Annotated in this window: 20 protein-coding genes and 4 pseudogenes; 19 read left to right on the top strand and 5 right to left on the bottom strand. The window is 70.4% G+C overall.

Going from position 1 to position 25,941, the window contains the following annotated elements; genetic code table 11:
* Positions 1-92: 92 nt before the first annotated feature.
* The gene (locus tag RM704_RS01755) at positions 93-1,043 is read right to left on the bottom strand and encodes a LysR substrate-binding domain-containing protein (RefSeq protein ID WP_052146059.1); all 951 of its coding nucleotides are present in this window, start codon (positions 1,041-1,043) and stop codon (positions 93-95) included.
* 71 nt (positions 1,044-1,114) lie between these two features.
* Between RM704_RS01755 and RM704_RS01760 the strand changes: the two genes are divergently transcribed.
* From RM704_RS01760 to RM704_RS01770, 3 genes are read left to right on the top strand one after another with little or no spacing between them, the layout of a single operon-like run.
* Positions 1,115-2,320: a thiolase family protein gene (locus RM704_RS01760; protein ID WP_033527695.1), complete on the top strand. Its 1,206-nt coding sequence runs from the start codon at positions 1,115-1,117 to the stop codon at positions 2,318-2,320.
* Positions 2,317-3,012, top strand: a complete 696-nt coding sequence (locus tag RM704_RS01765) for a 3-oxoacid CoA-transferase subunit A (protein ID WP_033527694.1) — start codon at positions 2,317-2,319, stop codon at positions 3,010-3,012. Before RM704_RS01760 ends, RM704_RS01765 begins: the two co-directional genes overlap by 4 nt.
* The gene (locus RM704_RS01770; RefSeq protein WP_033527693.1) at positions 3,009-3,671 is read left to right on the top strand and encodes a 3-oxoacid CoA-transferase subunit B; all 663 of its coding nucleotides are present in this window, start codon (positions 3,009-3,011) and stop codon (positions 3,669-3,671) included. Before RM704_RS01765 ends, RM704_RS01770 begins: the two co-directional genes overlap by 4 nt.
* Positions 3,672-3,866: 195 nt before the next feature.
* Here RM704_RS01770 and RM704_RS01775 read toward each other — a convergent pair whose 3' ends face one another.
* On the bottom strand, positions 3,867-5,300 hold the full coding sequence (locus RM704_RS01775; protein ID WP_033527692.1) for an eCIS core domain-containing protein: 1,434 nt from the start codon (positions 5,298-5,300) through the stop codon (positions 3,867-3,869).
* Between the two features lie 99 nt (positions 5,301-5,399).
* Here RM704_RS01775 and RM704_RS01780 point away from each other — a divergent pair.
* The 5 genes and pseudogenes from RM704_RS01780 to RM704_RS01800 all read left to right on the top strand — a co-directional run.
* A pseudogene (locus RM704_RS01780) lies at positions 5,400-5,672 on the top strand (LysR substrate-binding domain-containing protein); the annotation flags it as partial.
* Positions 5,673-5,826: 154 nt separating this feature from the next.
* Positions 5,827-6,201, top strand: a pseudogene (locus RM704_RS01785) (MFS transporter); the annotation flags it as partial.
* Positions 6,197-6,885 (top strand): annotated as a pseudogene (locus RM704_RS01790) (zinc-binding dehydrogenase); the annotation flags it as partial. The pseudogenes RM704_RS01785 and RM704_RS01790, both read left to right, overlap by 5 nt.
* Positions 6,886-7,067: 182 nt before the next feature.
* Entirely contained in the window at positions 7,068-8,654 is a 1,587-nt protein-coding gene (locus tag RM704_RS01795) for a Na+/H+ antiporter (RefSeq protein ID WP_033527690.1), read from the top strand.
* A 56-nt stretch (positions 8,655-8,710) separates the two neighbouring features.
* A pseudogene (locus tag RM704_RS01800) lies at positions 8,711-9,670 on the top strand (amidohydrolase family protein).
* 137 nt (positions 9,671-9,807) lie between these two features.
* Here the strand turns inward: RM704_RS01800 and dgoD are convergent.
* The 3 genes from dgoD to RM704_RS01815 all read right to left on the bottom strand — a co-directional run bounded on the left by dgoD (position 9,808) and on the right by RM704_RS01815 (position 13,107).
* Positions 9,808-10,953 (bottom strand): galactonate dehydratase, encoded by a 1,146-nt coding sequence (dgoD, locus tag RM704_RS01805; RefSeq protein ID WP_033527689.1) that lies wholly within the window; start codon positions 10,951-10,953, stop codon positions 9,808-9,810.
* A 340-nt stretch (positions 10,954-11,293) separates the two neighbouring features.
* The gene (locus tag RM704_RS01810; RefSeq protein WP_033527688.1) at positions 11,294-12,061 is read right to left on the bottom strand and encodes an SDR family NAD(P)-dependent oxidoreductase; all 768 of its coding nucleotides are present in this window, start codon (positions 12,059-12,061) and stop codon (positions 11,294-11,296) included.
* Positions 12,058-13,107 carry a LacI family DNA-binding transcriptional regulator gene (locus RM704_RS01815; RefSeq protein WP_033527687.1) on the bottom strand — a complete coding sequence of 350 codons (1,050 nt, stop codon included), beginning with the start codon at positions 13,105-13,107 and terminating at the stop codon, positions 12,058-12,060. The genes RM704_RS01810 and RM704_RS01815 overlap by 4 nt, the downstream gene beginning before the upstream one ends.
* Positions 13,108-13,525: 418 nt before the next feature.
* Here RM704_RS01815 and RM704_RS01820 point away from each other — a divergent pair, with 418 nt between their 5' ends.
* From RM704_RS01820 to RM704_RS01870, 11 genes are all read left to right on the top strand, one after another.
* Complete coding sequence (locus RM704_RS01820; RefSeq protein WP_311588887.1) at positions 13,526-14,962, top strand: extracellular solute-binding protein; 1,437 nt, start codon at positions 13,526-13,528, stop codon at positions 14,960-14,962.
* A complete protein-coding gene (locus RM704_RS01825; protein ID WP_033527685.1) occupies positions 14,959-15,990 on the top strand; it encodes a carbohydrate ABC transporter permease in 1,032 nt (343 codons plus the stop codon). Before RM704_RS01820 ends, RM704_RS01825 begins: the two co-directional genes overlap by 4 nt.
* The gene (locus tag RM704_RS01830) at positions 15,990-16,811 is read left to right on the top strand and encodes a carbohydrate ABC transporter permease (protein WP_033527684.1); all 822 of its coding nucleotides are present in this window, start codon (positions 15,990-15,992) and stop codon (positions 16,809-16,811) included. The genes RM704_RS01825 and RM704_RS01830 overlap by 1 nt, the downstream gene beginning before the upstream one ends.
* Before the next feature lie 137 nt (positions 16,812-16,948).
* Complete coding sequence (locus RM704_RS01835) at positions 16,949-17,620, top strand: bifunctional 4-hydroxy-2-oxoglutarate aldolase/2-dehydro-3-deoxy-phosphogluconate aldolase (RefSeq protein WP_033527683.1); 672 nt, start codon at positions 16,949-16,951, stop codon at positions 17,618-17,620.
* Entirely contained in the window at positions 17,617-18,585 is a 969-nt protein-coding gene (locus RM704_RS01840; protein ID WP_311588893.1) for a sugar kinase, read from the top strand. Before RM704_RS01835 ends, RM704_RS01840 begins: the two co-directional genes overlap by 4 nt.
* A gap of 41 nt (positions 18,586-18,626) precedes the next feature.
* Entirely contained in the window at positions 18,627-19,700 is a 1,074-nt protein-coding gene (locus tag RM704_RS01845) for a lactonase family protein (RefSeq protein ID WP_033527682.1), read from the top strand.
* Between the two features lie 57 nt (positions 19,701-19,757).
* On the top strand, positions 19,758-21,287 hold the full coding sequence (gene arfA / locus RM704_RS01850; RefSeq protein WP_033527681.1) for an arabinosylfuranosidase ArfA: 1,530 nt from the start codon (positions 19,758-19,760) through the stop codon (positions 21,285-21,287).
* Between the two features lie 11 nt (positions 21,288-21,298).
* Positions 21,299-22,252: a glycoside hydrolase family protein gene (locus tag RM704_RS01855; protein ID WP_033527680.1), complete on the top strand. Its 954-nt coding sequence runs from the start codon at positions 21,299-21,301 to the stop codon at positions 22,250-22,252.
* Positions 22,249-22,827: a hypothetical protein gene (locus RM704_RS01860; RefSeq protein ID WP_157856705.1), complete on the top strand. Its 579-nt coding sequence runs from the start codon at positions 22,249-22,251 to the stop codon at positions 22,825-22,827. The genes RM704_RS01855 and RM704_RS01860 overlap by 4 nt, the downstream gene beginning before the upstream one ends.
* A complete protein-coding gene (locus RM704_RS01865; RefSeq protein ID WP_052146058.1) occupies positions 22,824-25,208 on the top strand; it encodes a carbohydrate binding domain-containing protein in 2,385 nt (794 codons plus the stop codon). The genes RM704_RS01860 and RM704_RS01865 overlap by 4 nt, the downstream gene beginning before the upstream one ends.
* 218 nt (positions 25,209-25,426) lie before the next feature.
* Complete coding sequence (locus RM704_RS01870; RefSeq protein WP_033527678.1) at positions 25,427-25,888, top strand: SRPBCC family protein; 462 nt, start codon at positions 25,427-25,429, stop codon at positions 25,886-25,888.
* The last annotated feature ends 53 nt before the right edge of the window (positions 25,889-25,941 follow it).

Below are 25,941 nucleotides of genomic sequence, written 5' to 3' on the forward strand. Positions count from 1 at the left end.
CCGCCCTGCGGGGCGTCATCTGCTCGACTCGATCGGCGGCGAGTGGCACTCGGCCGGGATGACGGAGTCGCCCAGGGGACAGCCTCGCGGACTCAGTCAGCTGACGTGGCCCGGGAGGGTTCGGCCGTCGCGGCTGCCGCCTTCCGGCGTGGGCGGGTGTCCCGGAACATCGCCCGGATGATCCCCACAGTGCGCGCCAGGTGCGGCTCGGCACGGTCGGCGCGGTGGGCGACGGCCAGCTCCACGCGTGCGTCGGCCCCGGCCAGCGGCAGGTAGATGACACCGTCGAGCGTCAGAGAGGTCACGGGCTCGGGCACGACCGCGACGCCGAGACCGCCGGCCACGAGCGTGACCAGCGTCGAGGTCTCGCCGACCTCGTGGCGGATGTGCGGCTCCACACCTGCCTCGCGCAGCAGGCCCAGCACGACGTCGTACATCACCGACCGGCGGTCGGCGGAATGCACGATCAGGTCGGCGCCGGCCAGGTCCGCTGCCCGCAGCCGTTTCCGGCGGGCGAGGGGGTGGTCGGCCGGTACGGCGACGACGAGCCGGTCCCGGCGCAGGGTGTGCGCGGTGAGGGAGAGGCCGGCCGCCGGAGGGCGCAGCAGCGCGACATCGATCGCGCCGGTGCGCAGCGCCTCGACCTGGTCGGGCGCGAGCATCTCGCCCCGGAAGGAGAAGTCGACGCCGGGCAGATCCTCCGTGAGCCGGCGCGAGAGCGCGGGCAGGAGGCTGTACGTGGCCGAGCCCACGCAGCCGATCGCGAGATGGCCCACCGAGCCGGTGGCGACGAGCCGTGCGTGGTGGGCGGCCTCGTCGACGTCGGCGAGGATCGCGCGCGCCCGCTCCAGGTAGGCCCGGCCGGCCTCGGTGAGATCGACGCGGCGTGTGGTGCGGCGGAGCAGCTCGACGCCGAGCTCGGCCTCCAGCTGGCGGATCTGCTGGGAGAGCGGTGGCTGGGCCATGTGCAGCCGCTCGGCGGCGCGACCGAAGTGGCGCTCCTCGGCCACCGCCACGAAGTACCGCAGGTGTCGCAGATCCATATCTCATCCATATCAATCAGCTCGGATATGCGTACTTCAGAATATCGCGGACCGGGGTTAGCGTCGCTGTCATGAGTGCTTTCCTCTACGCCGCGACCCGGACACCGTTCGGCCGCTTCAACGGCGCGCTGGCCGGCGTGCGCCCCGACGACCTTGCCGCCGCCGCGATCACCTCGACGCTCGCCCGGGTGCCGGGCCTCGACCCCGCCGCGATCGACGACGTGGTGTGGGGCAACGCCAACGGCGCCGGCGAGGACAACCGCAACGTCGGCCGCATGGCGGCGCTGCTCGCCGGGCTTCCGGTGAGCGTGCCCGGCACCACGGTCAACCGGCTGTGCGGATCGAGCCTGGACGCGGCCATGACGGCCAGCCGGACGATCGAGTCCGGGGACGCCGAGGTGGTGCTGACCGGCGGCGTCGAGTCGATGACGCGTGCGCCGTGGGTGCTGCCCAAGTCGGCGAAACCCTTCCCGGCCGGTGACGTCACCGCCGTCTCCACCACGCTCGGCTGGCGGCTGGTCAACCCGCGGATGCCGAAGGAGTGGACGGTCAGTCTCGGCGAGGCCAACGAGCAGCTCCAGGAGCGCTACGGGATCTCCCGCGAGCGGCAGGACGAGTTCGCCGCCCGCTCCCACCGACTCGCGCACGCCGCTTGGGAGTCCGGCTTCTACGACGACCTGGTGGTACCGGTCGACGGCATCGACCTCACCCGCGACGAGGGCATCCGGCCCGGATCCACACCCGAGGTGCTCGCGGGGCTCAAGCCGGTCTTCCGTACGCCTGAGCAGGGCGGCACCATCACCGCGGGCAACGCCAGCCCGCTGAACGACGGTGCCTCCGCGGTGCTGCTGGGCAGCGAGAAGGCCGCTGCCGCGATCGGAACCGACCCGATCGCCCGCATCGCTGGCCGCGGTGTGATGGCACTGGAGCCGCAGGCCTTCGGCTACGCCCCGGTCGAGGCAGCGAACCGGGCGCTGGCCCGGGCCGGGATCGGCTGGGATCGGGTGGGCGCGGTGGAACTCAACGAGGCCTTCGCCGTGCAGTCGCTCGCCTGCCTGGACGCGTGGAAGATCGACCCCGCCCTCGTCAACCAGAAGGGCGGCGCCATCGCGATCGGCCATCCGCTGGGCGCCTCGGGCGGCCGTGTGCTCGCCACGCTGGCCAAGGTGCTGCGCGAGACGAGGCAGCGTTACGGCGTCGCCGCGATCTGCATCGGGGTCGGCCAGGGACTGGCCGTCGTACTCGAGAACTGCGATGTCACGGGGGCGGACCGATGAGCCGCGCGGAGATCCTCGAAAGCACCGACGCCGCGGTCGCCGGGATCGAGGACGGCTCCACGATCCTCGTCGGCGGCTTCGGCCTGGCCGGGATGCCGTTCGACCTGATCGACGCGCTCATCCGGCAGGGCGCGAAAGACCTGACGATCGTGTCCAACAACGCCGGCAACGGCGACGTCGGACTGGCGGCACTGCTGGCCGCCGGCCGGGTGCGCAAGGTGCTCTGCTCCTTCCCGCGCCAGGCCGACTCCTGGGTCTTCGACGACCTCTACCGCGCTGGGAAGATCGAACTGGAAGTGGTGCCGCAGGGCAACCTGGCCGAGCGGATGCGGGCGGCGGGTGCCGGCATCGGAGCCTTCTACTGCCCGACAGCGGTCGGCACGCCGCTGGCCGAGGGCAAGGAGGTGCGCGAGATCGACGGCCGGACGTATCTGCTGGAGTACCCCATCAAGGGCGACTACGCGCTGATCGGCGCGCATGCCGCGGACACGCTGGGCAACCTCGTCTACCGCAAGACGGCCCGCAATTTCGGCCCGGTCATGGCCACGGCCGCGACGACGACCATCGTCCAGGTCGACCAGGTCGTCGAACCCGGGAAGCTCGACCCCGAGGCGGTCGTGACCCCGTCCATCTACGTCGACCGGATCGTCCAGGTGACGGCCCGTCACTACACCGTGCAGGGGGCACGATGACCATCACGCCAAGCGATCAGGTGCGCACCGACCACCGGCTCTCGATGGACGAACTGGCCGCCGTCATCGCACGCGACATCCCGGCCGGCTCCTTCGTCAACCTCGGCATCGGGCAGCCCACCAAGATCGCCGATCACCTGCCGGCCGGCTCCGGGGTGGTGCTGCACACCGAGAACGGCATGCTCAACATGGGCCCGAAGGCCGAGGGCGACGCGATCGACCCCGACCTCACCAACGCCGGCAAGGTCCCGGTGACGGAACTGCCGGGAGCGGCGTACTTCCACCACGCCGACTCCTTCGCCATGATGCGCGGCGGGCACCTCGACGTCTGCGTCCTCGGTGCCTACCAGGTCGCCTTCAACGGCGACCTCGCCAACTGGCACACCGGAAAGCCCGACGACATCCCCGCCGTCGGCGGCGCCATGGACCTCGCCATCGGCGCCAAGGACGTCTACGTGATGATGACCCTGTTCACCCGCTCGGGAGAACCCAAGCTCGTGCCGCAGTGCGCCTACCCGCTCACCGGCCTCGGCTGCGTCAGCCGGGTCTACACCGACCACGGCGTGTTCGACGTCGGTCCCGACGGCGTACGGATCCGGGAGACGTACGGCACCAGCGCCCGGGAACTCGCGGAGCGACTCGGCATCCCGCTGCCGTAGCGAGGCATCCCGCTGCCGTAGCGAGTGTTCCGTCCACCGCACTCCGGGTGTGATCGGAGGGTGGTCCGCTGCATCACCCGCGACGGCAGGGCCAGGTCCAGGTCTGCGGCACGGCGTTCGGGCCGGCACGACCGACCCGGGCCGGCTTATGCCGACCCGGGTTGGCCCGGGTCGTCCGAGTCGGCCCGGGCCGGGTCACATGAGCTTCCGGCGGCCGGTCTCCTTCTTGAGGCCGCCCACGTTGATCGGCTGGAGGATGACGGTGATCGCGCCGACCGAGAAATGCTGCACCGGGCCGCCGGTGTTGCGCCCGTGGAAGCTGTGCGGGAGCGCCTGCCCATTGGTCGGATCCGTGCCCGACGTATACATGTCGACGATGCCCTCGTACCCCTGGCGGGCCTTCGCGTCGTTGCCGTCCGCGGCCTGCTCCACGGTGATGCGGTCGTCGCCGTCCACGGCGACCACGGCCGCCACGTGGTAGGGCCACCCGCTGGTGTTGGCGGGCCGCTCGTAATCCCCGTGCCACGCGGTCTCCACGATGGCGAACGCCTGACCGGCGTTCGGCCGTTCCTCGCCGTTCGCCTGGGGACCACCCGGCCTGGCGTTCGCGTAGGCCATGGCGCCCTCCGCGTTCTCCCTGTCGCCCAAGCCGAACTGGTTTCCCCCCAGGGCGAATTCGCTGGCGTCCTGCCCCAGGGCCAGCCGCTGCTGGTGCATGATCTCCTCGGCGGTGTGGGCACAGTCCGCGAGGAAGGCCGTCGACGGCTCGTACTCCGCGTACACGCGCCCCCCGATCTCACCGCTCTGCCCGGTCGGCGTGCAGTACCGGGGCGGCGGAGCGCCCTCCGCGACCCAGATGACTGTGGTGTCCGCCCCAGAGGTGACGGTCATGAGATACAGCCCGTTCTGTGAGACCCGCGCCGGCCCCAACTCCGCGGTCGTGACCTCGGCGAAGCGCTGAACGACCGTCGTGTCGGTGTCGCGCGCCGCGCCCCGGGCGGTGACGTCGGCTTCCCGCTGTACGGGGGCGCCCGGCGGGCCTTGGTCGATCTGCTCAGGCGTCCGCCTCATCACCCGGACCGCGTTGGCCTCGGCCTCGCGCTCGAAGCGGTCGCCGGGGTCGGAGACACTCAGCCCCGACCCGTTGTCCGTACCGGCCACCGGGCCCTGGCGCTGTTGGATGACATGCGTCAGCTCATGGGCGAGGGTGTGCTTGTCGCCGCCGCCGTCGCCGATGACGACATGGCTGCCGGAGGTGTAGGCACGGGCACCCACCTCGGCGGCAGAGGCACGTGCCGCGGAGTCGGTGTGGACGCGGACGTCGGAGAAGTCGGCGCCCAGGCGGGACTCCATCTCCTGCCGCAGCGGTTCATCCAGCGGATTGCCCGGCGCGCGCAACACATCGTGCACGGCGGAGCGCTGCACCGGCTCCGCCGTGGACTGTGGGTGGCCGCAGCCCGCGCCGTGCTGGTGCCGGCTCTGCTGGAGCATACGGACGACGGCGGCGTTGCCGGCGGTGCGCTGCAGCTCGACAAGCGCATCGGGCACCCGCCCTCCCGGCCGCGCGGCCGCGCTCTTGGCCGGGCGCTGCGGCTGCTTGTCGTTCTTCATCGGCTCTTGCGCGTGCATGGACTTCCGCTCGTAGGCTGGCAGTTGGGCTGTGCTTCCCTACATACCCGGTGTCGTGGTCGCGGGTGAGAGGTAGAGGGGCACGATGGGGTGCCCGTAGGGGCAGCGCGTCCGACCTGGCGGGTATCCGCGGCCCCTGCCCCGGACGTCGGTACCACCGCGCACCTCTACCGGGACCGCTGGTTCTACCTCGTCGTCGACGACCATCCCGAGGCCGGCGAGCACCTCACCCTCGCCGACCTGGCCCGGCTGCCGTGGGTGACGTACCGGCGCACGTACGACGCCCCCGCCGCGCGCCAGATCGGCATGCTCGGCATGCTCGGCATCGAGCCGCGCGTCGAAGCCTCCGTCGACAGCTTCCAGCCGGTGCCCCAAGGGGACCATCCACGGCAAGGATGATCGCGATCCGGCAGACCTCTCGCCATCGTTCCCGCCCGCCTACGCGGAACCCGTGCCGATCGTGCCGCTGCCCGACGCGATCCTTCCGACGTCCGGTGCCGCGCACCGGCTGCGCGTCTCCCTCCTCATGGCCGGTAGCTGTCTGCCGATCCTCGGGGCCGTCCTGATCGCCCCCGTGCTGCCCAAGACGCAGGACCACTTCGCCGACGTGCCCGGCGCGGGCGCCCTGGTCCCGATGGCCCTCACCGTCCCGGCCCTGGCGCTGGACCTGCTGGCGCCCTTCGCGGGCGTCATCGTCGACCGGCTCGGCCGCAAGCGCCTGCTGATCGTCGCGACCGTCCTGTACGCGATCTTCGGCACCGCACCGCTGTGGCTGGAGTCGCTGGGCGCCATCGTGGCCAGCCGCGCCCTGGTCGGTATCGCCGAGGCCGCCATCATGACCTGCTGCACCACGCTGATCGGCGACTACTCCAGCGGTCGGGTACGGGACCGCTACCTCGCCCGCTCAGGCCGAGTACGTCCGCGTCCCTCTCGCCGACGGCACCCTGGTCACCACCCCGGAACAGCCGGCCGAGGAACTGATCCCGAGCCTGCTGACCCTGTCCGACGTCATGGGCACCGGCTGGTACGCCGCCAAGGCCGCCGAGGTGAAACCCGGTTCGACCGCCGTCGTCGTCGGAGACGGCGCGGTGGGCCTGTCCGGGGTCATCGCCGCCAAGGAACTGGGCGCCGAGCGCGTCATCGCCATGAGCCGGCACGAAGCCCGGCAGCAACTGGCCCTGGAGTTCGGCGCCACCGACATCGTCACCGAGCGCGGCGCGGAAGGCGTCGCCCGCGTCAAGGAACTGACGAACGGCATCGGCGCCGACTCGGTCCTCGAGTGCGTCGGCACCCAGGAATCGATGCACCAGGCCTGCAGTCCGCGCGCCCGGGCGGCAACGTCGGCTTCGTCGGCTTTCCGCACGGCACTCGGATCGACGGCCAGGAACTCTTCTTCTCCCACGTCGGGCTGCGCGGTGGCCCCGCCCCCGTGCGCGCCTACCTTCCCGATCTGATCAACCGCGTCTTCAGCGGCCGTATCGACCCGGGCAAGGTCTTCGATCTCACCCTCCCCCTGGACGACGCAGCCGAGGGCTACAAGGCCATGGACGAGCGCCGCGCCACCAAGACGCTGCTGCGTCCCTGACCTGAAACCCCGGCGGTGGTGGGCGGCGGACCAGCCACGTTCGAGCCGCGGACCCTGGCGGAGGCCGACGGACGGGTACCGGCACCCGGCCGATGCACCTCCCGGGTCTCCTCGGGACAGGTACTCGACAGCGAGATGATCCTCCGCTTCATCGGCGCCCGGCGTCTCCAGGAGTAAGCACCATGCTCGGTCTCGAACTCGTCGTCGTCCTCGGTGCGGCCGTACTGATGGGCAACGTCCTGGGGCAGCGCTTCCGCATCGCGCCGCCCGTCGTGCTCCTCGTCGTGGGCGCACTCCTCGGGCTCGCCCCCGCCGTCCGGCAGACGCAACTCCCTCCCGAAGTGGTTCTGCTGCTGTTCCTCCCCGTGCTGCTGTACTGGGAGAGCCTGACCACTTCCATGCGGGAGATCCGTTCCAACCTGAGCGGCATCGTCCTGCTCAGCACCGTCCTGGTGATCCTCACCGCGGGCGCCGTGGCCGTCGCGGGGCATGCGCTCGAACTGCCCTGGGGACCGGCCTGGGCGCTGGGCGCGGCCGTGGCTCCCACCGACGCCACAGCGGTCGGCGCCCTGGCCGGATCCCTGCCGCGACGCCAGATCACCGTGCTGCGCGCGGAAAGCCTCGTCAACGACGGCACCGCTCTGGTCGTCTTCGGCCTGGCGGTCGGGCTGACCGTCGACGAGGAGCATCTCACCGTTCCGCACGTCGGGGCCCTGTTCCTGCTGGCGTACGGCGGCGGCGCGGCGGTAGGCGTGGCGGTCGCCTGGGCCAACATGAACCTGCGGCGCCGACTGGACGACCCCCTGCTCGGCAACCTCGTCATGATCCTCGCGCCGTTCACGGCGTATCTGCTCGCGGAGTTCATCCACGCCTCGGGTGTCCTCGCGGTCGTCGTGAGCGGCCTCATCATGGCGCAGGTGGCTCCCAGCATCATTCGCGCCGAGCACCGACGCCAGGCCCTGGCCCTCTGGCCGCTGGCCACCTTCATCATCAACGGAGCACTGTTCGTGCTGGTCGGAGTGGAACTCCAGTACGCGCTGCGCCACTTGAGCCGCCCCGACCTACGGGATGCCCTGATCGCGATCGGAGCGGTCAGCGGGGTGCTGGTCGCGGTCCGGTTCGCCTTCCTGTTCGCCTCCGCCTACGTGATCCGCGCGCTCGACCGGCGCCCCGAGCAGCGGAGGCTGAGTATCAGTCACCGTGCCCGCGTCGTCAGCGGTTTCGCGGGCTTCCGTGGTGCGGTGTCGCTCGCCGTGGCCCTCTCCGTACCGGAGACCGTCGACTCGGGCGCACCGTTCCCCGGCCGTGCCTTCATCGTCTTCGTCACCTCCGGCGTCATCGTCGTCACGCTCGTGGGACAGGGCCTGTTGCTGCCGCGCGTGGTGCGCTGGGCCAGGCTGCCGCGCGACACCTCCGTCGACGAGGAGGAGATCCTCGCCGAGACCACGGCGACCGAGGAGGCCATCAAGGCGCTTCCGCGACTCGCCGCCGAACAGGGGACCACCCCGAAGGTCGTGGAGTGGCTGCGCCAGGAGTACGAGGCGAATCTGGCGACCGTACGGGCCAGAGGTGTCGGCTCCGACGACGATCCCGCCCTGCTCCACAACCGCCACTACACCGACCTCCGCCTCTCCCTCATCGCCCACAAGCGGGCGACCGTTGTCCGCCTGCGGGACGAACAACAGATCGACGACACCGTGCTCCGTCGAGTCCAGGCCGCCCTGGACAACGAAGAGGCGCGGCTGGCCGGTGGCGGGCAGTCCGAGTAGACCGGCTGCCCACGTGACCTCGACGACTCAAGCCCACGAGAAGGGATCCGGCCGCCATGCCGTACGGACTCATCGACGTTCACGCCCACCTCCTCCCCGACTTCTACGTCCAGCAGGCGACAGCAGCCGGCCACGCCCACCCGGACGGCATGGGAGGCTGGCCGTCGTGGTCCGTACAGGCCCACCTGGACCTGATGAACCGCAACGGCATCGACACCGCGATGCTGTCCATGTCGTCCCCCCGGTGTGCACTTCGGCGACGACAAGGCGGCCCGCCTCCTCGCACGACGCGTCAACGAGTACACCGCGGAGCTGGCCCGTGACCACGCAGGCCGCTTCGCACCTTCGCGTCGCTTCCTCTCCCGGACGTCGAGGGAGCCCTGGAGGAGATCGCCTTCGCCTTCGACGAACTCGACGCCGACGGCGTGGTGTTGCTGACCCACACCCGAGGTGTCTACCTGGGTGACCAGAGCCTCGCCCCGGTCTTCGCGGAGCTGGACCGCAGAGGAGCCGTGGTGTTCCTCCACCCCACCTCGCCGGTGTGCTGGGAGCGGTCGGCTCTCGGCAGGCCACGACCGATGGTCGAGTACATCTTCGACACGGCCCGTACCGTGACGGACCTGGTGATGGCGGGCGTGCTGACCCGCCACCCGAAAATGCGGGTGATCGTCCCGCACTGCGGTGGCGCGGTTCCGGTGCTGGCCGACCGCGTCAACGAGTTCATGCGGCTGTTCCTGTCTTCGGGGCATTCGCCCATCCCCGACGCGGTGCACCAACTGCGCGTCCTGCACTACGACATGGCGGGAACCGCCTTCCCACGCCAGATCCCGGCGATGCTCGAACTCGTCGACGCGGACCGTGTTCTGTTCGGCAGCGACTACTGCTGGACTCCCTCCGCGCTGGCCGACGCCCACATCTCCACGATCGACGCGGCCGAATCACCGATGGCCGGGACCACCTGGCGTTCCCTGACCACGGCCAACGCCCAGCAGCTTCTTCCGAGGACAAGACGGTGACGAGAAGCGGCGAAAGATGACGGACGAGCCGCCTGACGGCGGGCGCCGACGAGAAAGGGGAAGACATCATCGGCATCGCAAGGCGGAGCCCGGGCCGGACGCGCGCGATGCGGCATCCGGCCGGAGCCCCCTGCCCACTACCAGGAGGCCAGTGAGCCGTCCGTGTTGCGCCAGACCGGGTTGCGCCAGCGGTGGCCGCGTTCGGCGGCGGCCCGGACCGCGTCCTCGTCGATGGTGATACCGAGACCGGGTGCGGTCGGGCGGTCGATGTAGCCGTCGCGGAACGTGAAGGGCGTGGTGTCGGCGAGGTAGTCCAGCAGTCCGCTGCTGTCGCCGTAGCCGATGCCCAGCGCCTGTTCCTGGATGAGGAAGTTGGGGATCGCGAAGTCGAGCTGCAGGCTGGCCGCGAGGGCGATCGGGCCGAGCGGGCAGTGCGGGGCCACCAGGACGTCGTACGCCTCCGCCATCGCGGCGATCCTGCGGCTCTCGGAGATTCCGCCGGCGTGGCTGATGTCGGGCTGGGCCACGGCGATGCCGTCGGAGAGCACCGATCGGAAGTCCCAGCGGGAGTACAGCCGCTCGCCGGTGGCGATGGGGATGGAGGTGGAGCGCACCACGGCGCCGAGGTCCTGCGAGAACTCCGGAAGCACGGGCTCTTCGACGAAGAGCGGCAGGAGCGGCTCCAGGTGGGGCAGCACGCGGCGGGACATCGCCCCGCTGAACCGGCCGTGGAAGTCCAGCGCCAGATCGCGCTCCGGCCCGATGGCCTCGCGGACCGCGGCCACCCCGTCCACGATGGCGTTGATCGCGGCGGGGGAGGCGAGCGGCTCCAGCTGGCCGCAGGGGTTCAGTTTGACCGCCGTCATGCCCTTGGCGACCTGCTCGGCGGCCGACTCGGCCAGTTCCTCGGGGGTTTCGCCGCCGACCCAGCCGTAGACGCGGACCCGGTCGCGCACGTGTCCGCCGAGGAGCTGGTGGACCGGGACGCCGTGGGTCCTGCCCGCGATGTCCCACAAGGCCTGGTCGATGCCGGCCAGGGCGCTGTTCAGGACGACTCCGCCCCGGTAGAAGCCGCTCTTGGCGAGCACCTGCCAGTGCTCCTCGATGCGGGCGGGGTCCTGGCCGAGCAGGTAGTCGAACATCTCCTCGACGCAGCGGGCGACGGTGTGGGCCTTGCCCTCGACTATGGGCTCACCCCAGCCGGAGATTCCCTCGTCGGTGTCGACACGCAGGAAGAGCCAGCGCGGTTCGACGAGGAAGAGTTCGTATCCAGTGATCTTCATGGGGTGGACCTCCGGGTCCTGTGCTGTGTACGGCCGGGTGCGGGCCGAGGCTCAGTGGTGGGGCAAGCGGGCGGGTGGTGGGGCAGGTGGGTGGTTCTGTCGGTCGTGGCCGACAGCGAGCGCGGGGAACGGCCCGCCCGGGGGGACGGGAGGGGCCGGCGGTACGGGGGAGGGCTGCTGTCCGGGGGCGCAGGTACGGGAAGGCAGGGCAGAGGCAGCGGTAGCGACAGGGACAGGGACAGGGACAGGGGCAGGGACAGGGGCAGGGGCAGGGGCAGGGGCAGGGACAGGGACAGGGGCAGGGACAGGGACAGGAACGCATCGGCCGAGGTCGGGCGGCCTACTCCTGGGAGCTGATGCTGCGACCGCCGTCCACGAGCAGGTTCTGGCCGGTGACGAAGGAGGCGTCGTCGGAGGCGAGGAAGGCCACGGCGGCGGCGATGTCCTCGGGGGTGCCGAGTCGGCCGACCGGCGTGCGTGCGATGGTCTGCGCCTTGTACTCCGGGGGTGTATGGGCCCACAGGGCTGTCAGCACGGCGCCGGGCAGGACGGAGTTGAACCGGATCCGCCCCCCGTACTCGACGGCCAACTGCCTTACGAGGGCGTCGATTCCGCCCTTGGCCGCCGCGTAGGCGGGGAAGCCCTTGAAGCCGATGGCCGCATGCACGGACGAGGTGATCACCACGGCGCCCCTGGCCGTTCTGAGGAGGGGAACCCCGGCCCGGACGCCGTAGAACACCGAGTCGAGGCAGAGCTGCACCTGGTCGTGCCAGGAGGCGTCGTCGAGTTCGTGTGCCGCTCCGGGCAGGTTGCGGCCCACGTTGAGGTGGAGCACGTCGAGGCGCCCGGTCCAGGACTCGGCCTCGGCGACGGCCGCGGCCCACTGACCCGGGGAGGTCACGTCGAGGGGCCGGTCCCGTGCCCGCCCGCCCCCCGCGCGGATGTCCTCGGCCACGCGCTGGGCGGCCTCGGCGTCCACGTCGGTGACGAGGACGGACGCCCCCTCGGCCGCCAGCCGGCGGGCGGTGGCCGCCCCGATGCCGGAGCCGGCCCCGGTGAGCAGGGCCGTACGCCCGAGGAAACGTGCCGGTGCGGCGGCGAGGGTCATGGCGTTCCTCCTGGTTCCGCCGGTCCGGCCGTGGAGCCGCGCAGCACCAGTCGTGGCTCGGTCGGTACGACGACGTCTCCCACCGGCCTGTTCTCGATGGTGGCCACCAGGGCGTCCACGGCAGCGGTCCCCAGTTCGTACAGGGGCATCGCGACGGTGGTCAGCGGGGGATGGAGGTGCGCGGCCACGGGCAGGTCGTCGTTGCCGACCACGGAGACGTCCTCCGGGATCCGGAGGCCGAGGTTTCTGATCGCGGCCATGGCGCCTATCGCCTGGGCGAGCGAGCTGGTGTAGAGAGCGGTGACCGGCGGGTGCGCACTGCCGGCGGCGGGACGCAGCAGTTCCCGCGCGGCCGAGCCGCCGCCGTCCTCGGTGAAGTCCCCGGACGCCACCGGAGCCGCGTCCAGCCCCAGGGCGTCCGCGTGGCGCAGGAACGCCTCCTTGCGGACGTCGCTGGGGGTGATCCCGGCGGGACCGGCGATGTGGCCGACCCTGCGGTGACCGAGCCCGTGCAGGTGGTCCAGCGCGGTCACGCTGGAGCGGGCGACGTCCATGGTGACGTTGCGGCCGGACCCCTCCACGGCTCGGTTGAGGAAGACATGGGGGACCGGGCTGTGGTTCAGGGTCTCCAGCAGGGGGTGGCCGGGGCGGGCGGAGGCGATGAGCAGTCCGTCGACCCTGCCCTCCTGCACCAGGTCGTTGAAGGAGTCGTCGGCCTCCTGCCCGTCGAAGTCCTCCGCCAGCAGGGAGAGATAGCCCAGCTCGCGGGCCCGCTGATAGGCGCCGCGGGCGATGGTGACGTACGTGGGGTTGCCGAGGGCGGGGACCAGCAGGGCCAGCGCGTGGGTGCTGGCGCCGGCCAGGGCTCGGGCCCCGGAGTGGGGGCGGTAACCGAGTGCCTCGGCGGCCTCGTGCACGCGGCGGCGCGTCTCCGGGCGTACGGACAGGTCCTGCCGGCCGTTGAGCACCTTGGACACGGTGGCCTTGGAGACCCCGGCCGCGTGTGCCACATCCACGAGCCTGGCCCTGACGGGCTGTTCCGGCACGTGCTCCCCCTCTCCGATGGGTGTCGCCCTGTTCCGCTGGTGCGGACCGAGGGTGACTCATTACAACCTCTTGACACCTTCTGGCGACGCAACCTAACGTTCGCGAAAGTTTCAGTCAACCGGTTTCCTCAGACGGAAATAAGCGATAGGTCTGAGCAGAGCCCCCGAAACCGGCTGTATCGATACCGCTAGATGTCGGCCATGTTGACGCGCAGTCAGATGAGCCGAGGAGCCGCCCCGAGCTCACCGCGGACGCGACCACCGTCGCACCCGTGGTCTCCCGGCACCGGTGCGCGCACTCGTCCACGCAGACGGAGGCGCCCGGTCCGGGGCATCTCGCACCACCGCCGAGCGAGCCGGTGATCCACCGGCCGCAGTGCTTCCCCGTTCGCTTCTCGCGGCAGCCCCTCATGCCGCCATGGACCCCGTCGTACGTTCCGCAGCCGCCGTACGCCCCGCACCCGCGTACGCCCCGCACGAAAGGCCCATCAGCATGCCCATGTCGACGACGACCTCTCTCGACAGACGTCGCTTCCTCGCCGTCTCCGCCGGTGCCGCACTCTCCGCCAGCGCACTGTCCGGCTGTGCCGCCTCCGTCAGCGACGACGGCGACTCCGGCGGCAAGAGCGGTGCCAGGACCACGCTCACCGTCATGTCCCAGGCCAACGAGCTGGACCCCAAGACCATCAAGGCCGCCGAGCAGGCGCTGGGCGTGAAGATCAGCCTGATCACGTACGACGCCACCAAGCTCAACGCCATGCTGGCCGCCCACAACCCGCCGGACCTGGTCCGTGGCAGTGGTGCGCTGGAGACGCCGTACTTCGCCGCACGCGGGCTGATGAGCGAGCTCGACTCGTACTTCGAGAAGAGCTCCGTGCTCGATCCGTCCGACCTGGACCCGGTCAACGACCTGTGGCGCTTCGACGGAAAGAAGCAGGGGGCCGGCCCCCGCTACGGCATGGCGAAGGACTACTCCCAGGACGCGATGTTCTGGTACCGCACCGACCTGTTCGACGCCGCGGGCCTGGACCGCCCGAGCGACACCGAACCGCTCACCTACGACGAGTGGTTCGACCTCGGCAAGAAGCTCGTCAAGCACCGGCGCGGCAAGGTCAAGGTCTACGGGCTCAACGCCACCGGGCTCGGCAACTTCGCCATGTTCCTGAACATGACCGCGTCCGGCGGCGGCAGCCTCTTCGCCGAGGACCTCGCCTCGGTCGACTTCTCGTCTCCCGAGGCGCGCAACGCGCTGAAGTGGTACCTGGAGTACGCCAGGGCGGACATCGGCCCGAACGCCGCCAACCCCAACCCGGACGGCTGGGACTGGCCCACCTACCAGGCGGGCCGGATGGCGATGGCCTGCGACGGCTACTGGTTCGGCGGGGCCATCGGCGGTGACGCCAAGAAGGCCGAGGTGTCACGTTTCGCTCCCGCCCCGCAGATGGCGGGCGGCACGCGCATCAGCCCGTGCTTCGGCGCCACCGGCTACTGGATACCCAAGGAGGCCAAGCACAAGGACGCCGCCTGGAAGTTCTTCGAGTGGTACTTCGGCGGGCGGCCCGCCAAGGACCGGGCCAGCAGCGGCTGGGGCATCCCCACGCTCAAGTCGCTGCGCCCGCAGATGCCGCAGAACACGACCTTCCAGAAGCAGGCCTTCAAGGTGCAGGAGCAGGAGCTCCCGTACTTCTCGGTGCTGACCGTCACCCCGTACGTGCAGACGACAGCCCTGGACGCCGTGATCAACAAGGTTCTGCCGGGCGCCATCAAGTCCACGACATCCCCGGGGAAGGTCGCCGACCAGCTGAACACGCAGATGAACGCGCTCATCGCCAAGGGCAAGGAGCTCGTGGGGTGAGCACCGATCAGCTTGCTGGGCGGCCCACCCGGCGGCCGCGCCCCTCGTCCCCGGCCGTGGGGACGAGGGTGCGGCCCGCCGGCGGGCGGCTCTCCCTCAGACAGCGCAGGGCCGGGGCCTTCTACCTGTTCGCCGGCCCGTGGCTGCTGGGTTTCCTGGCCCTGACGGCCTACCCCCTCGGCTACGCCCTGTGGCTCAGCTTCACCAACTCCGACGGGCTCTCCCCGAACGTCAGCTTCGTCGGTCTGGCCAACTACCGTGAGGTCTTCACCGACCCCGACACCATGGCGTCACTGGGACGCACCGGGCTCTTCACCGCGATCACCGTGCCGCTGTCGATCATCGGGGGACTGCTCCTCGCGGTGCTGGTCAACCAGCCGATACGCGCCCGCGGTGTCTTCCGCACCCTGCTGTACCTGCCCGCCGTCGTACCGCCGGTCGGCGCGGCCCTCACCTTCAAACTGATCTTCGACCGGGACTCGGGCGCCGCCAACGGGATCCTCGACCTCCTTCACATCAACGGCGTGCCCTGGCTGGTGGATCCGTACGCCCGCTGGGTGCTGGTCGCCCTGACGATGTGGGCCGTGGGCAACGTCATGATCATCTCCTTGGCCGGTCTGCAGGACATCCCCAAGGAGCTGAACGAGGCGGCACGGGTGGACGGCGCCAGTCCCTGGCAGTCCTTCACCCGGATCACCCTCCCGCTGCTCTCGCCGGTGATCTTCTTCCAGGTCGTCACCGGGATCATCGGGGCGCTGCAGAGCTTCGCGCCACTGCTGATCGCGATCAACCCCACCCCGGCCGGCGTGACGTCCGTCCCCGAAAGCAACTACTTCTACATGATCGACGTCTTCGCCCAGTACTTCGCCAACGGACGCTACGGCTACGCCTCGGCGATGCTGTGGGTGCTCTTCCTGGTCATCATCCTCATCACCTTCCTCCTCTTCAGACTCAGCAGGGGCGCGGTCTTCTACTCGGTGGAGCCGGAATCCGCGAAGACCAAGCGCCGCACGATCGGAGGCGCGTGATGGTGCTGTCCCGGCGTACCGCCACCTACATGCTCCTGGTGGCCTGCCTCGTACTCTTCCTCAGTCCCTTCGGCTGGCTCGCCGTCACCGCCCTCAAAGCCCCCGCCGAGCTGCGTGCCCTGCCCATCCACTGGTGGCCGCACCAACCGGACCTGGCCAACTTCCAGGACGCCCTGACCGCGTTCGACTACCTGGGATACGCCCGCAACTCCCTGACGATCTCCGTGACCTACTCGGTCCTGGTGACCTTCGCCTCGGCCTGGGCCGGCTTCGGGTTCGCCCGGCTCGAGGCACCCGGCAAGCGGCTGATCTTCGGGGTGCTCATGTCGACGATGATGCTGCCGGCGGTCATCACCCTCATCCCGACCTATCTGATGTTCGCCAAGCTGAACCTGCTCAACACCTACATGCCATGGGTGCTGTGGGGTCTGTGCGGCGCACCGTACCTGATCTTCCTGTTCCGGCAGTTCTTCGTGAACATGCCGAAGGAACTGGAGGAGGCGGCGATCGTCGACGGCTGCGGAACCATCCGCATCTTCGCGCGGATCTTCCTCCCGCAGTCCTGGCCGGTCATCGCCACCAGTCTCATCCTGTCCTTCGCCTGGACGTGGGGCGACTACATCGCGCCCGCGCTGCTGCTCGACGACGACCACACCACGCTCGCCGTCAAGCTCGCCACCGGCTACGTCAACGCGCACGGCGAACCGCTCTCCAACCTCGTCGCGGCCGGCGCCGTGATGTACGTCCTGCCGGTGCTGGCGCTGTTCCTGATCATGCAGCGCGGCTTCGTCGCCGGCGTCGCCACCTCCGGACTCAAATGACCCGCCCGCACCGAGGCACCTCCGGTCCGCCCTTACCGACGCCTCTCTGATCCGCCTCCACCCGCGTACCTCGCCAGCAAAGGAACTCGCATGACCGACACCCAGGGAGCCCCCATGTCCCCCGCGGCGGTGGGGTCATGACGCAGCGTCCCGCCCTCACCCCGCAGCTCGGCCGGACCCGGGTCATGGCCATCCTCAGATCGGCCGACGCCTCCGGGCTGCCCGCCGTGGCCCGGGCCCTCGCCTCCGGCGGCGTCACCTGCCTGGAGGTCACCCTCACCACCGCCGGAGCGCTCGACGCGCTGGCCCGCATCCGGGCGGAACTCGGACCCGACGTGGCGGTCGGCGCGGGCACCGTGATCACCGGCGACCAGGCCAGGGACGCCCTGGCGGCGGGAGCGGAGTTCCTCGTCGCGCCCGTCGTGGACACCGAAGTCGTCCGCGGCGCGGCCGACCGGGGTGTCCCGTGCTACCCGGGGGCCTGGACACCGACCGAGGTGTCACAGGCGTGGCGGGCCGGCGCCGCCGCCGTCAAGCTGTTCCCCGCGAGCACGGGCGGCCCCGCTCACCTGCGCCAACTGCGAGCGCCCCTGCCCGACATCCCACTCCTCGCCGTCGGCGGCGTCGGCATCGACGAGGCGCGGGACTACCTGGACGCGGGCGCGTGCGCGGTCGGCATCGGCTCCCCGCTGCTGCGCGGGGCGGACCAGGCCCCGACTCCCCAGGCACTGGGTGCCCTCACCACGAGGGCACTCGCCCTGCTGGACGCGGTAGGGACCACCGCACGGGCCGGGGAGGCGACGGCGTGAGCGTGACCGCACCCCCGCCGGGCGAGCCCTACCTCGTCACCCTCGGCGACGTGCTCGCCGTCATGGCGGCCCGGGATCCCGGCCCGTTCGCGCTCGGCACGGCCCTGCGGCTGGGGATCGCCGGCGCGGAGGCCAACGTCGCCATCGGGGTCAGCCGGCTCGGCGGCTCCGCGACCTGGATCGGCCGGGTGGGCGACGACGAACTCGGCGAACTCGTCCTGCGGGAACTGCGGGCCGAAGGGGTCACCACCGTCGCCGCGCGCGACGCCGCCCCCACCTCCCTCCTGCTGAAGGAACGCCGTACCTCCAGCCGCAGCCGTACGCGCTACTACCGCACCCACACGGCCGGCGCCCGGCTCACCGCCGACGACATCCCCGAGCACGTCGTCACGGGGGCGGCGGTCCTCCACATCACGGGCATCACCCCGGCGCTCGGTGAGGGCCCCGCCCAGGCCGTGACCCGGGCCGTGGACATCGCCGCCGACGCCGGCGTGACCATCTCCCTGGACGTCAACTTCCGCGCGCTGCTGTGGAGCGAGGCCGAGGCGCGGCGCGCCCTGCTGCCTCTGCTGCGCCGGAGCGACCTGGTCTTCGCCGGACCGCACGAGGCCGGGCTCGTGGTGCCCGGTGCCGAAGGACCGGAGGAACTCGCCCGGGGCATCTGCGACCTCGGACCCGGCGGAGCCGTGATCAAGATCGGTGCCGACGGGGCGTACGCCCTCCTCGACGGACAGCCCCACCGGCAGCCCGCCGTACCGGTCCAGGTCCACGACTCGGTGGGCGCGGGAGACGCGTTCGCCGCCGGCTACCTCGCCGAACTGCTCGCGGGGGAGCCCCCGCAGCGGCGGCTGCGGACGGCGGCCCTGCTCGGCGCCTTCGCGGTGAGCACCGCCGGCGACTGGGAGGGCCTGCCCCGGCGCTCCGACCTGGGACTGCTCGACCACCACGACGACATCGTCCGCTGACCCCTCCTTCCGCCCCGGCACAGCGACTCTCAGGACCACCCATGCCCACAAGCCCCTCCACCGGCACGATCCCCTTCCTCACCGGCTCCTACACACCGGACTCCGGCGGGGACGGCCCCGGCATCGCCGCGCTGCTCCTCGACCCCGCCACCGGCCGCATGACGTACGACGGCCAGGTGAAGCCGCTGCCCGTCAGCGGTGCCTCCTTCCTGGCCGCTCACCCGTCGCTCGACGTCGTCTACAGCACGAACGAGACCGGGACGGGCACCGTCAGCGCCGTCGCCCGCAGCGGCGACGGCACCCTGTCCCCGCTGGGCGAACCGATGAACAGTGGTGGGGCGAACCCGTGCCACCTCACCGTCCACCCGGGCGGCGAGTGGCTGCTGACCGCCAACTACGGCAGCGACACCGCGCCGGGCACCGTCGCCGTGCACCGCCTCGGCGCGGACGGACGCCTGCTGGAGCCCACCGACCTCGTCGTCCATCAGGGCTCGGGCCCGGTCACCGGACGCCAGGAGGGCAGCCACGCCCACCAGGTCCTCCTCGACCCCGTGGGCCGCTTCCTCCTGGTGACCGACCTGGGGGCGGACGCGGTGTTCACGTATCGGCTGGACACCCGCACCGGCACCCTGGAGCGGGTCGCGGTGACCACGACGCGCGCCGGATCCGGCCCCCGCCACCTCGCCTTCGCCCCCGGCGGTGACCTGGTGTTCAGCGCCGACGAGCTGTCCTCGACCGTCACCTGCCATCGCTACGACACCACCGACGGCACCCTGACGGCCGTCTCCTCCACTCCTGCCACGACAGCCCACGACGTCGTCAACCAGCCCGCCGGAATCGTGGCCTCACCCTGCGGACGCTTCGTGTGGGTGAGCAACCGGGGCGCCGACACGGTCGCCGCGTTCCGCCTCACCGGCACCACCCTGGAAGCGGTCGACGAGGTACCCGCCGGCGGCACATGGCCCCGCGGCCTGACCCTGGCGGCCGGCCACCTGCTCGTCGCCAACCAGCACAGCGGCACGCTCGCCGCCCTGCGGGTCCTGGACGACGGCACCCTCACCCACCTCCACCCGCCGGTCGCCGCCCCCTCGGTGGTCTGCGCGCTGGCGCTCTGAACCCCCTTCCTCCCGCTCCCTCCCGGCCTCCTTCCTCGTCACACCTGAAAGGCAGTCATGTCCGAGCCCGGCACCACGCCCGCCGCCCGCTTCACCCTCGATCCGGCCTTCGCGGTCGGCAGTGTCAACCCACGTGTGTTCGGATCGTTCGTCGAGCACATGGGGCGCTGCGTCTACACCGGCATCTACGAGCCCGGCCATCCCACCGCCGACGCGGACGGACTGCGCCAGGACGTCCTGGAGCTGGTCCGCGAACTCGGTGTCACCACCGTCCGCTACCCCGGCGGCAACTTCGTCTCCGGCTACCGCTGGGAGGACAGCGTGGGCCCGCGCGAGGAGCGGCCGGCCCGGCTGGACCTGGCCTGGAAGTCCACCGAGACCAACCAGTTCGGCCTGGGCGAGTTCATGGACTTCTGCGGCAAGACCGGCATGGAGCCCATGATGGCCGTCAACCTCGGCACCCGAGGCGTGGAGGACGCGGTACGGCTGCTGGAGTACGCGAACCACCCCGGCGGCACGGAGCTGTCCGACCGCCGCGCCGCCCACGGCGACAAAGAGCCGTACGGCATCCGGATGTGGTGCCTGGGCAACGAGATGGACGGCCCCTGGCAGACCGGCCACAAGACACCCGAGGAGTACGGCCGTCTCGCCGCCGAGACCGCCCGTGCCATGCGGCAGGTCGACCCCGGTCTGGAACTGGTCGCCTGCGGCAGCTCCAGCTCCGCCATGCCGACCTTCGCCTCCTGGGAGTCGACCGTCCTCCAGGCCACGTACGACCTCGTGGACCACGTCTCCCTGCACGCCTACTACGAGGAGATCGACGGCGACCGGGACTCCTTCCTGGCCTCCGCCGTCGACATGGAGCACTTCATCGAGTCGGTCGTCGCCACCTGCGACCACGTGCGCGCCCGCCTCAAGGCGAAGAAGCACATCAACCTCTCCTTCGACGAGTGGAACGTCTGGTACCAGAAGCGGCCCAACCCGCACGCCGTGGAGGAGTGGCAGCAGGCGCCGCGCCTGCTGGAGGACGTCTACACCGTCACCGACGCCGTGGTCTTCGGCTCGCTGATGATCGCCCTGCTGCGGCACGCCGACCGGGTCACCGCGGCCTCCCTCGCGCAGCTCGTCAACGTCATCGCGCCGATCATGACCGAGCCGGGCGGCCCCGCGTGGCGGCAGACCACCTTCTACCCCTTCGCCCAGGCGTCGGCGTACGGGCGCGGCCGGGTGCTGCGCGTCGAGGTGGACAGCCCGACGTACCCGACCGCCCGCTTCGGTGACGTACCGCTGCTGCACGCCACCGCGGTGACCGACGACGAGACGGGCGCCGTCACCGTCTTCGCCGTCAACCGTGGCCAGACGCGGGCCCTGCCACTGACGATCGACCTGCGCGGCCTCGACGCCCTCACCCTCGCGGAGCACCTGGTCCTGGCGGACAGCGACCCGGAGGCCACCAACACCGCGGACAGGCCCGACCGCGTCACCCCGCACACCGCCACCGGCACCACCGTCAGCGACGGCGTCCTCCACGCCGAACTCGAACCGCTGTCCTGGAACATGATCCGCCTGACGAGCCGTCAGGACTGAGGGAGGCACCGATGACAGCCATTGACCGCCCCCTGTTCCGCGACCCCGTGCACGACGGCGCGACCGACCCCACGGTCATCTTCAACCGGCACGCCGGCGAGTGGTGGATGTTCTACACGAGCCGACGCGCGGACGCGCCACCGATGAACGACGTGAGCTGGGTCCACGGGACCGACATCGGGATCGCGTCCTCCGCGGACGGCGGTGCCACCTGGCTGTACCGGGGAACCGCCGAGGGACTGGACATCGAGCCAGGGCGCCACACCTACTGGGCGCCCGAGATCGTCGACGACGGATCCGAGTACCACATGTTCGTCAGCGTGATCCGGGGTGTTCCGACCCGGTGGGCGGGCCACGCGCGCGTGATCCGTCACTACACGAGCCACGACCTCTTCTCGTGGACCTACCGTTCCACCTTGCCGCTCTCGTCCGACAGGGTGATCGACGCCTGCGTCCTGCGGCTCCCCACAGGCGGCTACCGCATGTGGTACAAGGACGAGGCCGATCACGCGCACACCTACGCGGCGGACAGCGACGATCTGGCACGGTGGACCGTCCGGGGGCCTGCCGTCGAGTGCTCGAAGCACGAGGGCCCCAACGTCTTCGAGCTCGGCGGCAGTTACTGGATGCTCGTCGACGAATGGCATGGACAGCGGGTTCTTCACTCCCGGGACCTGGAGACATGGGAACCGCGAGGACTCGTCCTCGACCGTTCCGGCCAGGGCCCGGACGACGGGGGATACGGCTACCACGCCGATGTCGTCACCAGCGAACTCGGCGCCTATGTCTTCTATTTCACGCACCCGGGGCGGTCCGACGAAGCTGCCGTGCACGGCAACGACGACAACGACCGCCGGAGCTCGATCCAGGTCGCCCGCCTGCGGGTGAGCGGGGACACGCTCGTGTGCGACCGCGACGAAGTCCTTGAGGCACCCGTTCTTCCTCTCGAAGGGCCGGTCCGGTGACGGGGATACGAACGGCGACGAAGGGGGCCCGTCGCACGGGGAGGATCCCGTTCGTCGGTGTGCTCCTGCTCGTCCCCGCGCTTCTGCTCGTCACCGCCTGCCAGGCCGAAGAACGACCGGCCGGCTCCGGGGTGACCCTGCTCGACGGGAACCGGATCGCCGTCTCCGGGCCGACCCTCATATCGGCCCTCCCCGTCGACGACCAGGGAGACGTCGCAGCAACGCACGCGCGGAGCCAGATCCCGTCGCTCAAGAGCGTGGCGCTGCAGTACCCCGACGTCCGGGTCCTCATCACCGACTCCGACGGCCGCACCACCGACGGCGCGCTGCAGAACTTCGCGGCGAACTGGTCCATCCCGCCCGCCCTCGTGGTCGCCGCGGACTCGGCCTCCGCCGGCACCCCGCTGTCCATGGACGGACAGCTCCACACACTCCTGATCGGCGCCGACGGACACGTGGCCGCCGATTGGGCGAACCAGCCCGCTCCGACGCAGGCGATCGTCGCCGCGCTCCGCAAGAGCACGGCGAGCCCAACCACCCAACCCGACAATGTTGTACGGGGAGAGGCACCATGAGACATGTCACCGACATAAGACGCTTCATCGCAGGCCTGGTCGTCACCATGCTGCTCGCCTGCGCCGCGGTCGTGCTCACGCCGGCCGTGCAGGCCCACGCGGCGGGCACCTCCTACTACGTGGACTGCTCGGCGTCGACCAACGGCACCGGCACCTCCGGCTCGCCGTGGAACTCACTGGCCGGCCCGAACGCGAAGACCTTCGCGCCAGGGGACCAGCTGCTGCTGAAGAGAGGGACGACCTGCACCGGCACCCTGCACCCGCTGGGCTCGGGCAGCGCGGCAGGGGGGTCGATCTCCATCGACGCCTACGGCACGGGCGCCCTGCCGATCATCTCCGCAGGCGGTGCCACGGACGCGATCTACCTGCACAACCAGGAGTACTGGGAGATCTCCAACCTGGAGGTGACGAACACCGGCGCGGTGAAGGGCGCGAACGCCCGGCGCGGTGTCTACGTGGTGCTCGAGAACTACGGCACCGGCAACCACTACAAGGTCAGCAACCTCAACATCCACGACGTGAACGGCAACAACTCGAAGGAAGTCGACGGCAGCGCCGGCATACTCTTCGCCGTTCTCGGGACCACGACGCCCAGCGCCTTCAACGACGTCGTCATCGACGGCAACACCGTCGCGAACATCGCCCGCAGCGGCATCAACATGTCGAGCACATGGCTGTGCCGGCCGTCCATCGGATGCAACAACCCCGCCTGGACCCCGTGGACCGGCGTCGTCGTCAGGAACAACACCGTTCATGACACCGACGGCGACGGCATCGTGGTGCAGATGTCGAAGGACGCCCTCATCGAGCACAACGTGGTCTACAACGCGGCGAAGGCCCCCAACGCGGCGAACGCCGGCATCTGGGCCTGGGACTCCGACGGGACCCTGATCCAGTACAACGAGGCGTACGGGACCAAGAAGCTCACCGGGAACCCCGACGGCCAGGGCTTCGACGTCGACTACGGGCAGGACGGCACGATCGTCCAGTACAACTACAGCCACGACAACGAGGGAGGGTTCCTCCTCTTCTGCGGCTGCGGCGGAGGGTCACGCCTCAGCAGCAACGCCGTGGTCCGCTACAACGTCAGCGAGGACGACCGCCTCCGCGTCGTCAACATGCTCGGCTCCCAGGACTCCACGTTCTACAACAACACCATCTACGTCCCCTCCGGCTCCACCGCGAACATCTTCGAGGTCTCGGGTGCCTGGAACGACCTGACGCTCGCCAACAACCTCGTCTACAACCTGGGCAGCGGCGGCTACGTCTACACCAGCGGTCAGCCGGCCTCGAACTTCGCCTGGCGGAACAACCTCTTCTACGGCAACCACCCGGCCAGTGAGCCGACCGGCAACGGGAACATCACCGCCGATCCGCTGCTGGTCTCGCCCGGCAGCGGCGGCACGGGCATCGACTCCGTCGACGGCTACCAGCTCACCGCGTCGTCCCCGGCCATCGGCGCGGGGGTCGTCATGCCCGACAACGGCGGCAAGGACTACTGGGGATCACCCGTTCCCGCGGTCTGCGCACCCGACATCGGCGCCGACCAGTTCAGCACGCCGTCCGACGCGACCTGCCTCGCGAACGAGAACCTCGGCTTCGAGAAGGGATCGCTCACGGCGTGGAGCGCGTGGAACTCCGCCTCGGTGGTGAACTCGGGTGCTCACAGCGGGACTTACGCGGCCCGTCTCGGCCCGTCGCCGGCCTCCGTGGAGAACTACGTCCCCGTCGCGCCCCGGACGACGTACCGCGTCTCCGGCTGGGTGAAGTCCGCTGTCGCGGGTGAGGTCATGAACATCGGCGTGAAGAACACCGGTGGCCTGGAAACGGTGGCGAGCGCCAGCGGCACCGCGTGGACGTTCGTCTCCGCCGACTTCACCACCGGCGCGGCGAACAGCACCGTGCGCCTGTACTGCTACAAGAGCTCGGGCAGCGGAAACGGCTACTGCGACGACCTCGCCGTCACCCCCGTCAAGAACCACGTCATCAACGGCAACTTCGAGTCCGGCCACACCGTGCCCTGGCGCAACGGTGACTTCTCGCTCACGGGCACGTCGTCCAACGGCAACGCCGCCGGACTGACGAACTCGTCCCTGAGCGGTGGCGCCCTGTGGCAGCTCGTCTACACGCTCAAGCCGAACACCACCTACCGGCTGAGCGGCGCGATCGCGAGTCAGACCGCCGGCACCACGACAGCACTGGAGGCCAAGCTCTACAACGGCTCCGCCGTCACGAGTGCCTCGACCACGTCGAGCACCTACTCGAAGCAGTCGACGACCTTCACGACGGGGGCAGGCGTGACCACCGCTCGCATCTACTGCCACCTCGTCTCCGGAACCGGCGACGGCTACTGCGACGAGGTCACTCTGACCGAGCAGTGATCGACAAAGGCCCCGGCCGGGGAGACCGGCCGGGGCCGACCGGTGGGCGTGCCCTCAGTGCGGTAGTGAGGTCAGGTGGCGTAAGGGCCCCGGCATTGGACGTATCGGTTAGCCGCAGGGAGTTTGGGTACTTCGCCCTGGTATCAACCGGTGAACTCCGGGCACAGAGGAAGTCGGCTGACGTGGGCGCCCGCCGACATACAGACACGGAGGCTCACATGAGCACGGTCAAGGAAGCGGTAGAAGTCGAGGTCCCGGTGGGCACCGCCTACAACCAGTGGACCCAGTTCGAGCAGTTCCCGCAGTTCATGGAAGGAGTCGAGGAAGTCAGGCAGCTTGACGAGCGTCACAACCATTGGACGACCAAGATCGGTGGGATGGAGCGCGAATTCGACACCGAGATCGTCGACCAGCTCCCCGACGAGCGCATCACCTGGCGCACCACTACCGGTGACACCAGGCAGAAGGGCACGGTCCGCTTCCAGCGCATCGACGACACGCACACCCGGGTGGAGCTCGTCATGGACATCGAGCCCTCCGGCGCTGCGGAGAAGGCCGGTGACATGCTCGGAATGATCGATCGGCGGGTGAAGGGCGACATGCAGCGGTTCAAGGAGTACATCGAGAGCCGTGGCGGTGAGTCCGGAGCCTGGCGTGGACGGATCAAGCCCGAAGGGTGACGCCCTGCTCAGGTACGACCTGCTCAAGCCCGACCGAACAGGTGGCAGCCGGC

The sequence above is a fragment of the Streptomyces gottesmaniae genome (assembly GCF_031845845.1).
Lineage (GTDB): Bacteria > Actinomycetota > Actinomycetes > Streptomycetales > Streptomycetaceae > Streptomyces > Streptomyces akebiae.

Bases quoted from the DNA above. Each gene is read 5' to 3' on its own strand.
- RM704_RS01755 (WP_052146059.1), bottom strand. From the start codon at position 1,043: ATGGATCTGCGACACCTGCGGTACTTCGTGGCGGTGGCCGAGGAGCGC.
- RM704_RS01760 (WP_033527695.1), top strand. From the start codon at position 1,115: ATGAGTGCTTTCCTCTACGCCGCGACCCGGACACCGTTCGGCCGCTTC.
- RM704_RS01765 (WP_033527694.1), top strand. From the start codon at position 2,317: ATGAGCCGCGCGGAGATCCTCGAAAGCACCGACGCCGCGGTCGCCGGG.
- RM704_RS01770 (WP_033527693.1), top strand. From the start codon at position 3,009: ATGACCATCACGCCAAGCGATCAGGTGCGCACCGACCACCGGCTCTCG.
- RM704_RS01775 (WP_033527692.1), bottom strand. From the start codon at position 5,300: ATGCACGCGCAAGAGCCGATGAAGAACGACAAGCAGCCGCAGCGCCCG.
- RM704_RS01795 (WP_033527690.1), top strand. From the start codon at position 7,068: ATGCTCGGTCTCGAACTCGTCGTCGTCCTCGGTGCGGCCGTACTGATG.
- dgoD (WP_033527689.1), bottom strand. From the start codon at position 10,953: ATGAAGATCACTGGATACGAACTCTTCCTCGTCGAACCGCGCTGGCTC.
- RM704_RS01810 (WP_033527688.1), bottom strand. From the start codon at position 12,061: ATGACCCTCGCCGCCGCACCGGCACGTTTCCTCGGGCGTACGGCCCTG.
- RM704_RS01820 (WP_311588887.1), top strand. From the start codon at position 13,526: ATGGACCCCGTCGTACGTTCCGCAGCCGCCGTACGCCCCGCACCCGCG.
- RM704_RS01830 (WP_033527684.1), top strand. From the start codon at position 15,990: ATGGTGCTGTCCCGGCGTACCGCCACCTACATGCTCCTGGTGGCCTGC.
- RM704_RS01835 (WP_033527683.1), top strand. From the start codon at position 16,949: ATGACGCAGCGTCCCGCCCTCACCCCGCAGCTCGGCCGGACCCGGGTC.
- RM704_RS01845 (WP_033527682.1), top strand. From the start codon at position 18,627: ATGCCCACAAGCCCCTCCACCGGCACGATCCCCTTCCTCACCGGCTCC.
- arfA (WP_033527681.1), top strand. From the start codon at position 19,758: ATGTCCGAGCCCGGCACCACGCCCGCCGCCCGCTTCACCCTCGATCCG.
- RM704_RS01855 (WP_033527680.1), top strand. From the start codon at position 21,299: ATGACAGCCATTGACCGCCCCCTGTTCCGCGACCCCGTGCACGACGGC.
- RM704_RS01865 (WP_052146058.1), top strand. From the start codon at position 22,824: ATGAGACATGTCACCGACATAAGACGCTTCATCGCAGGCCTGGTCGTC.
- RM704_RS01870 (WP_033527678.1), top strand. From the start codon at position 25,427: ATGAGCACGGTCAAGGAAGCGGTAGAAGTCGAGGTCCCGGTGGGCACC.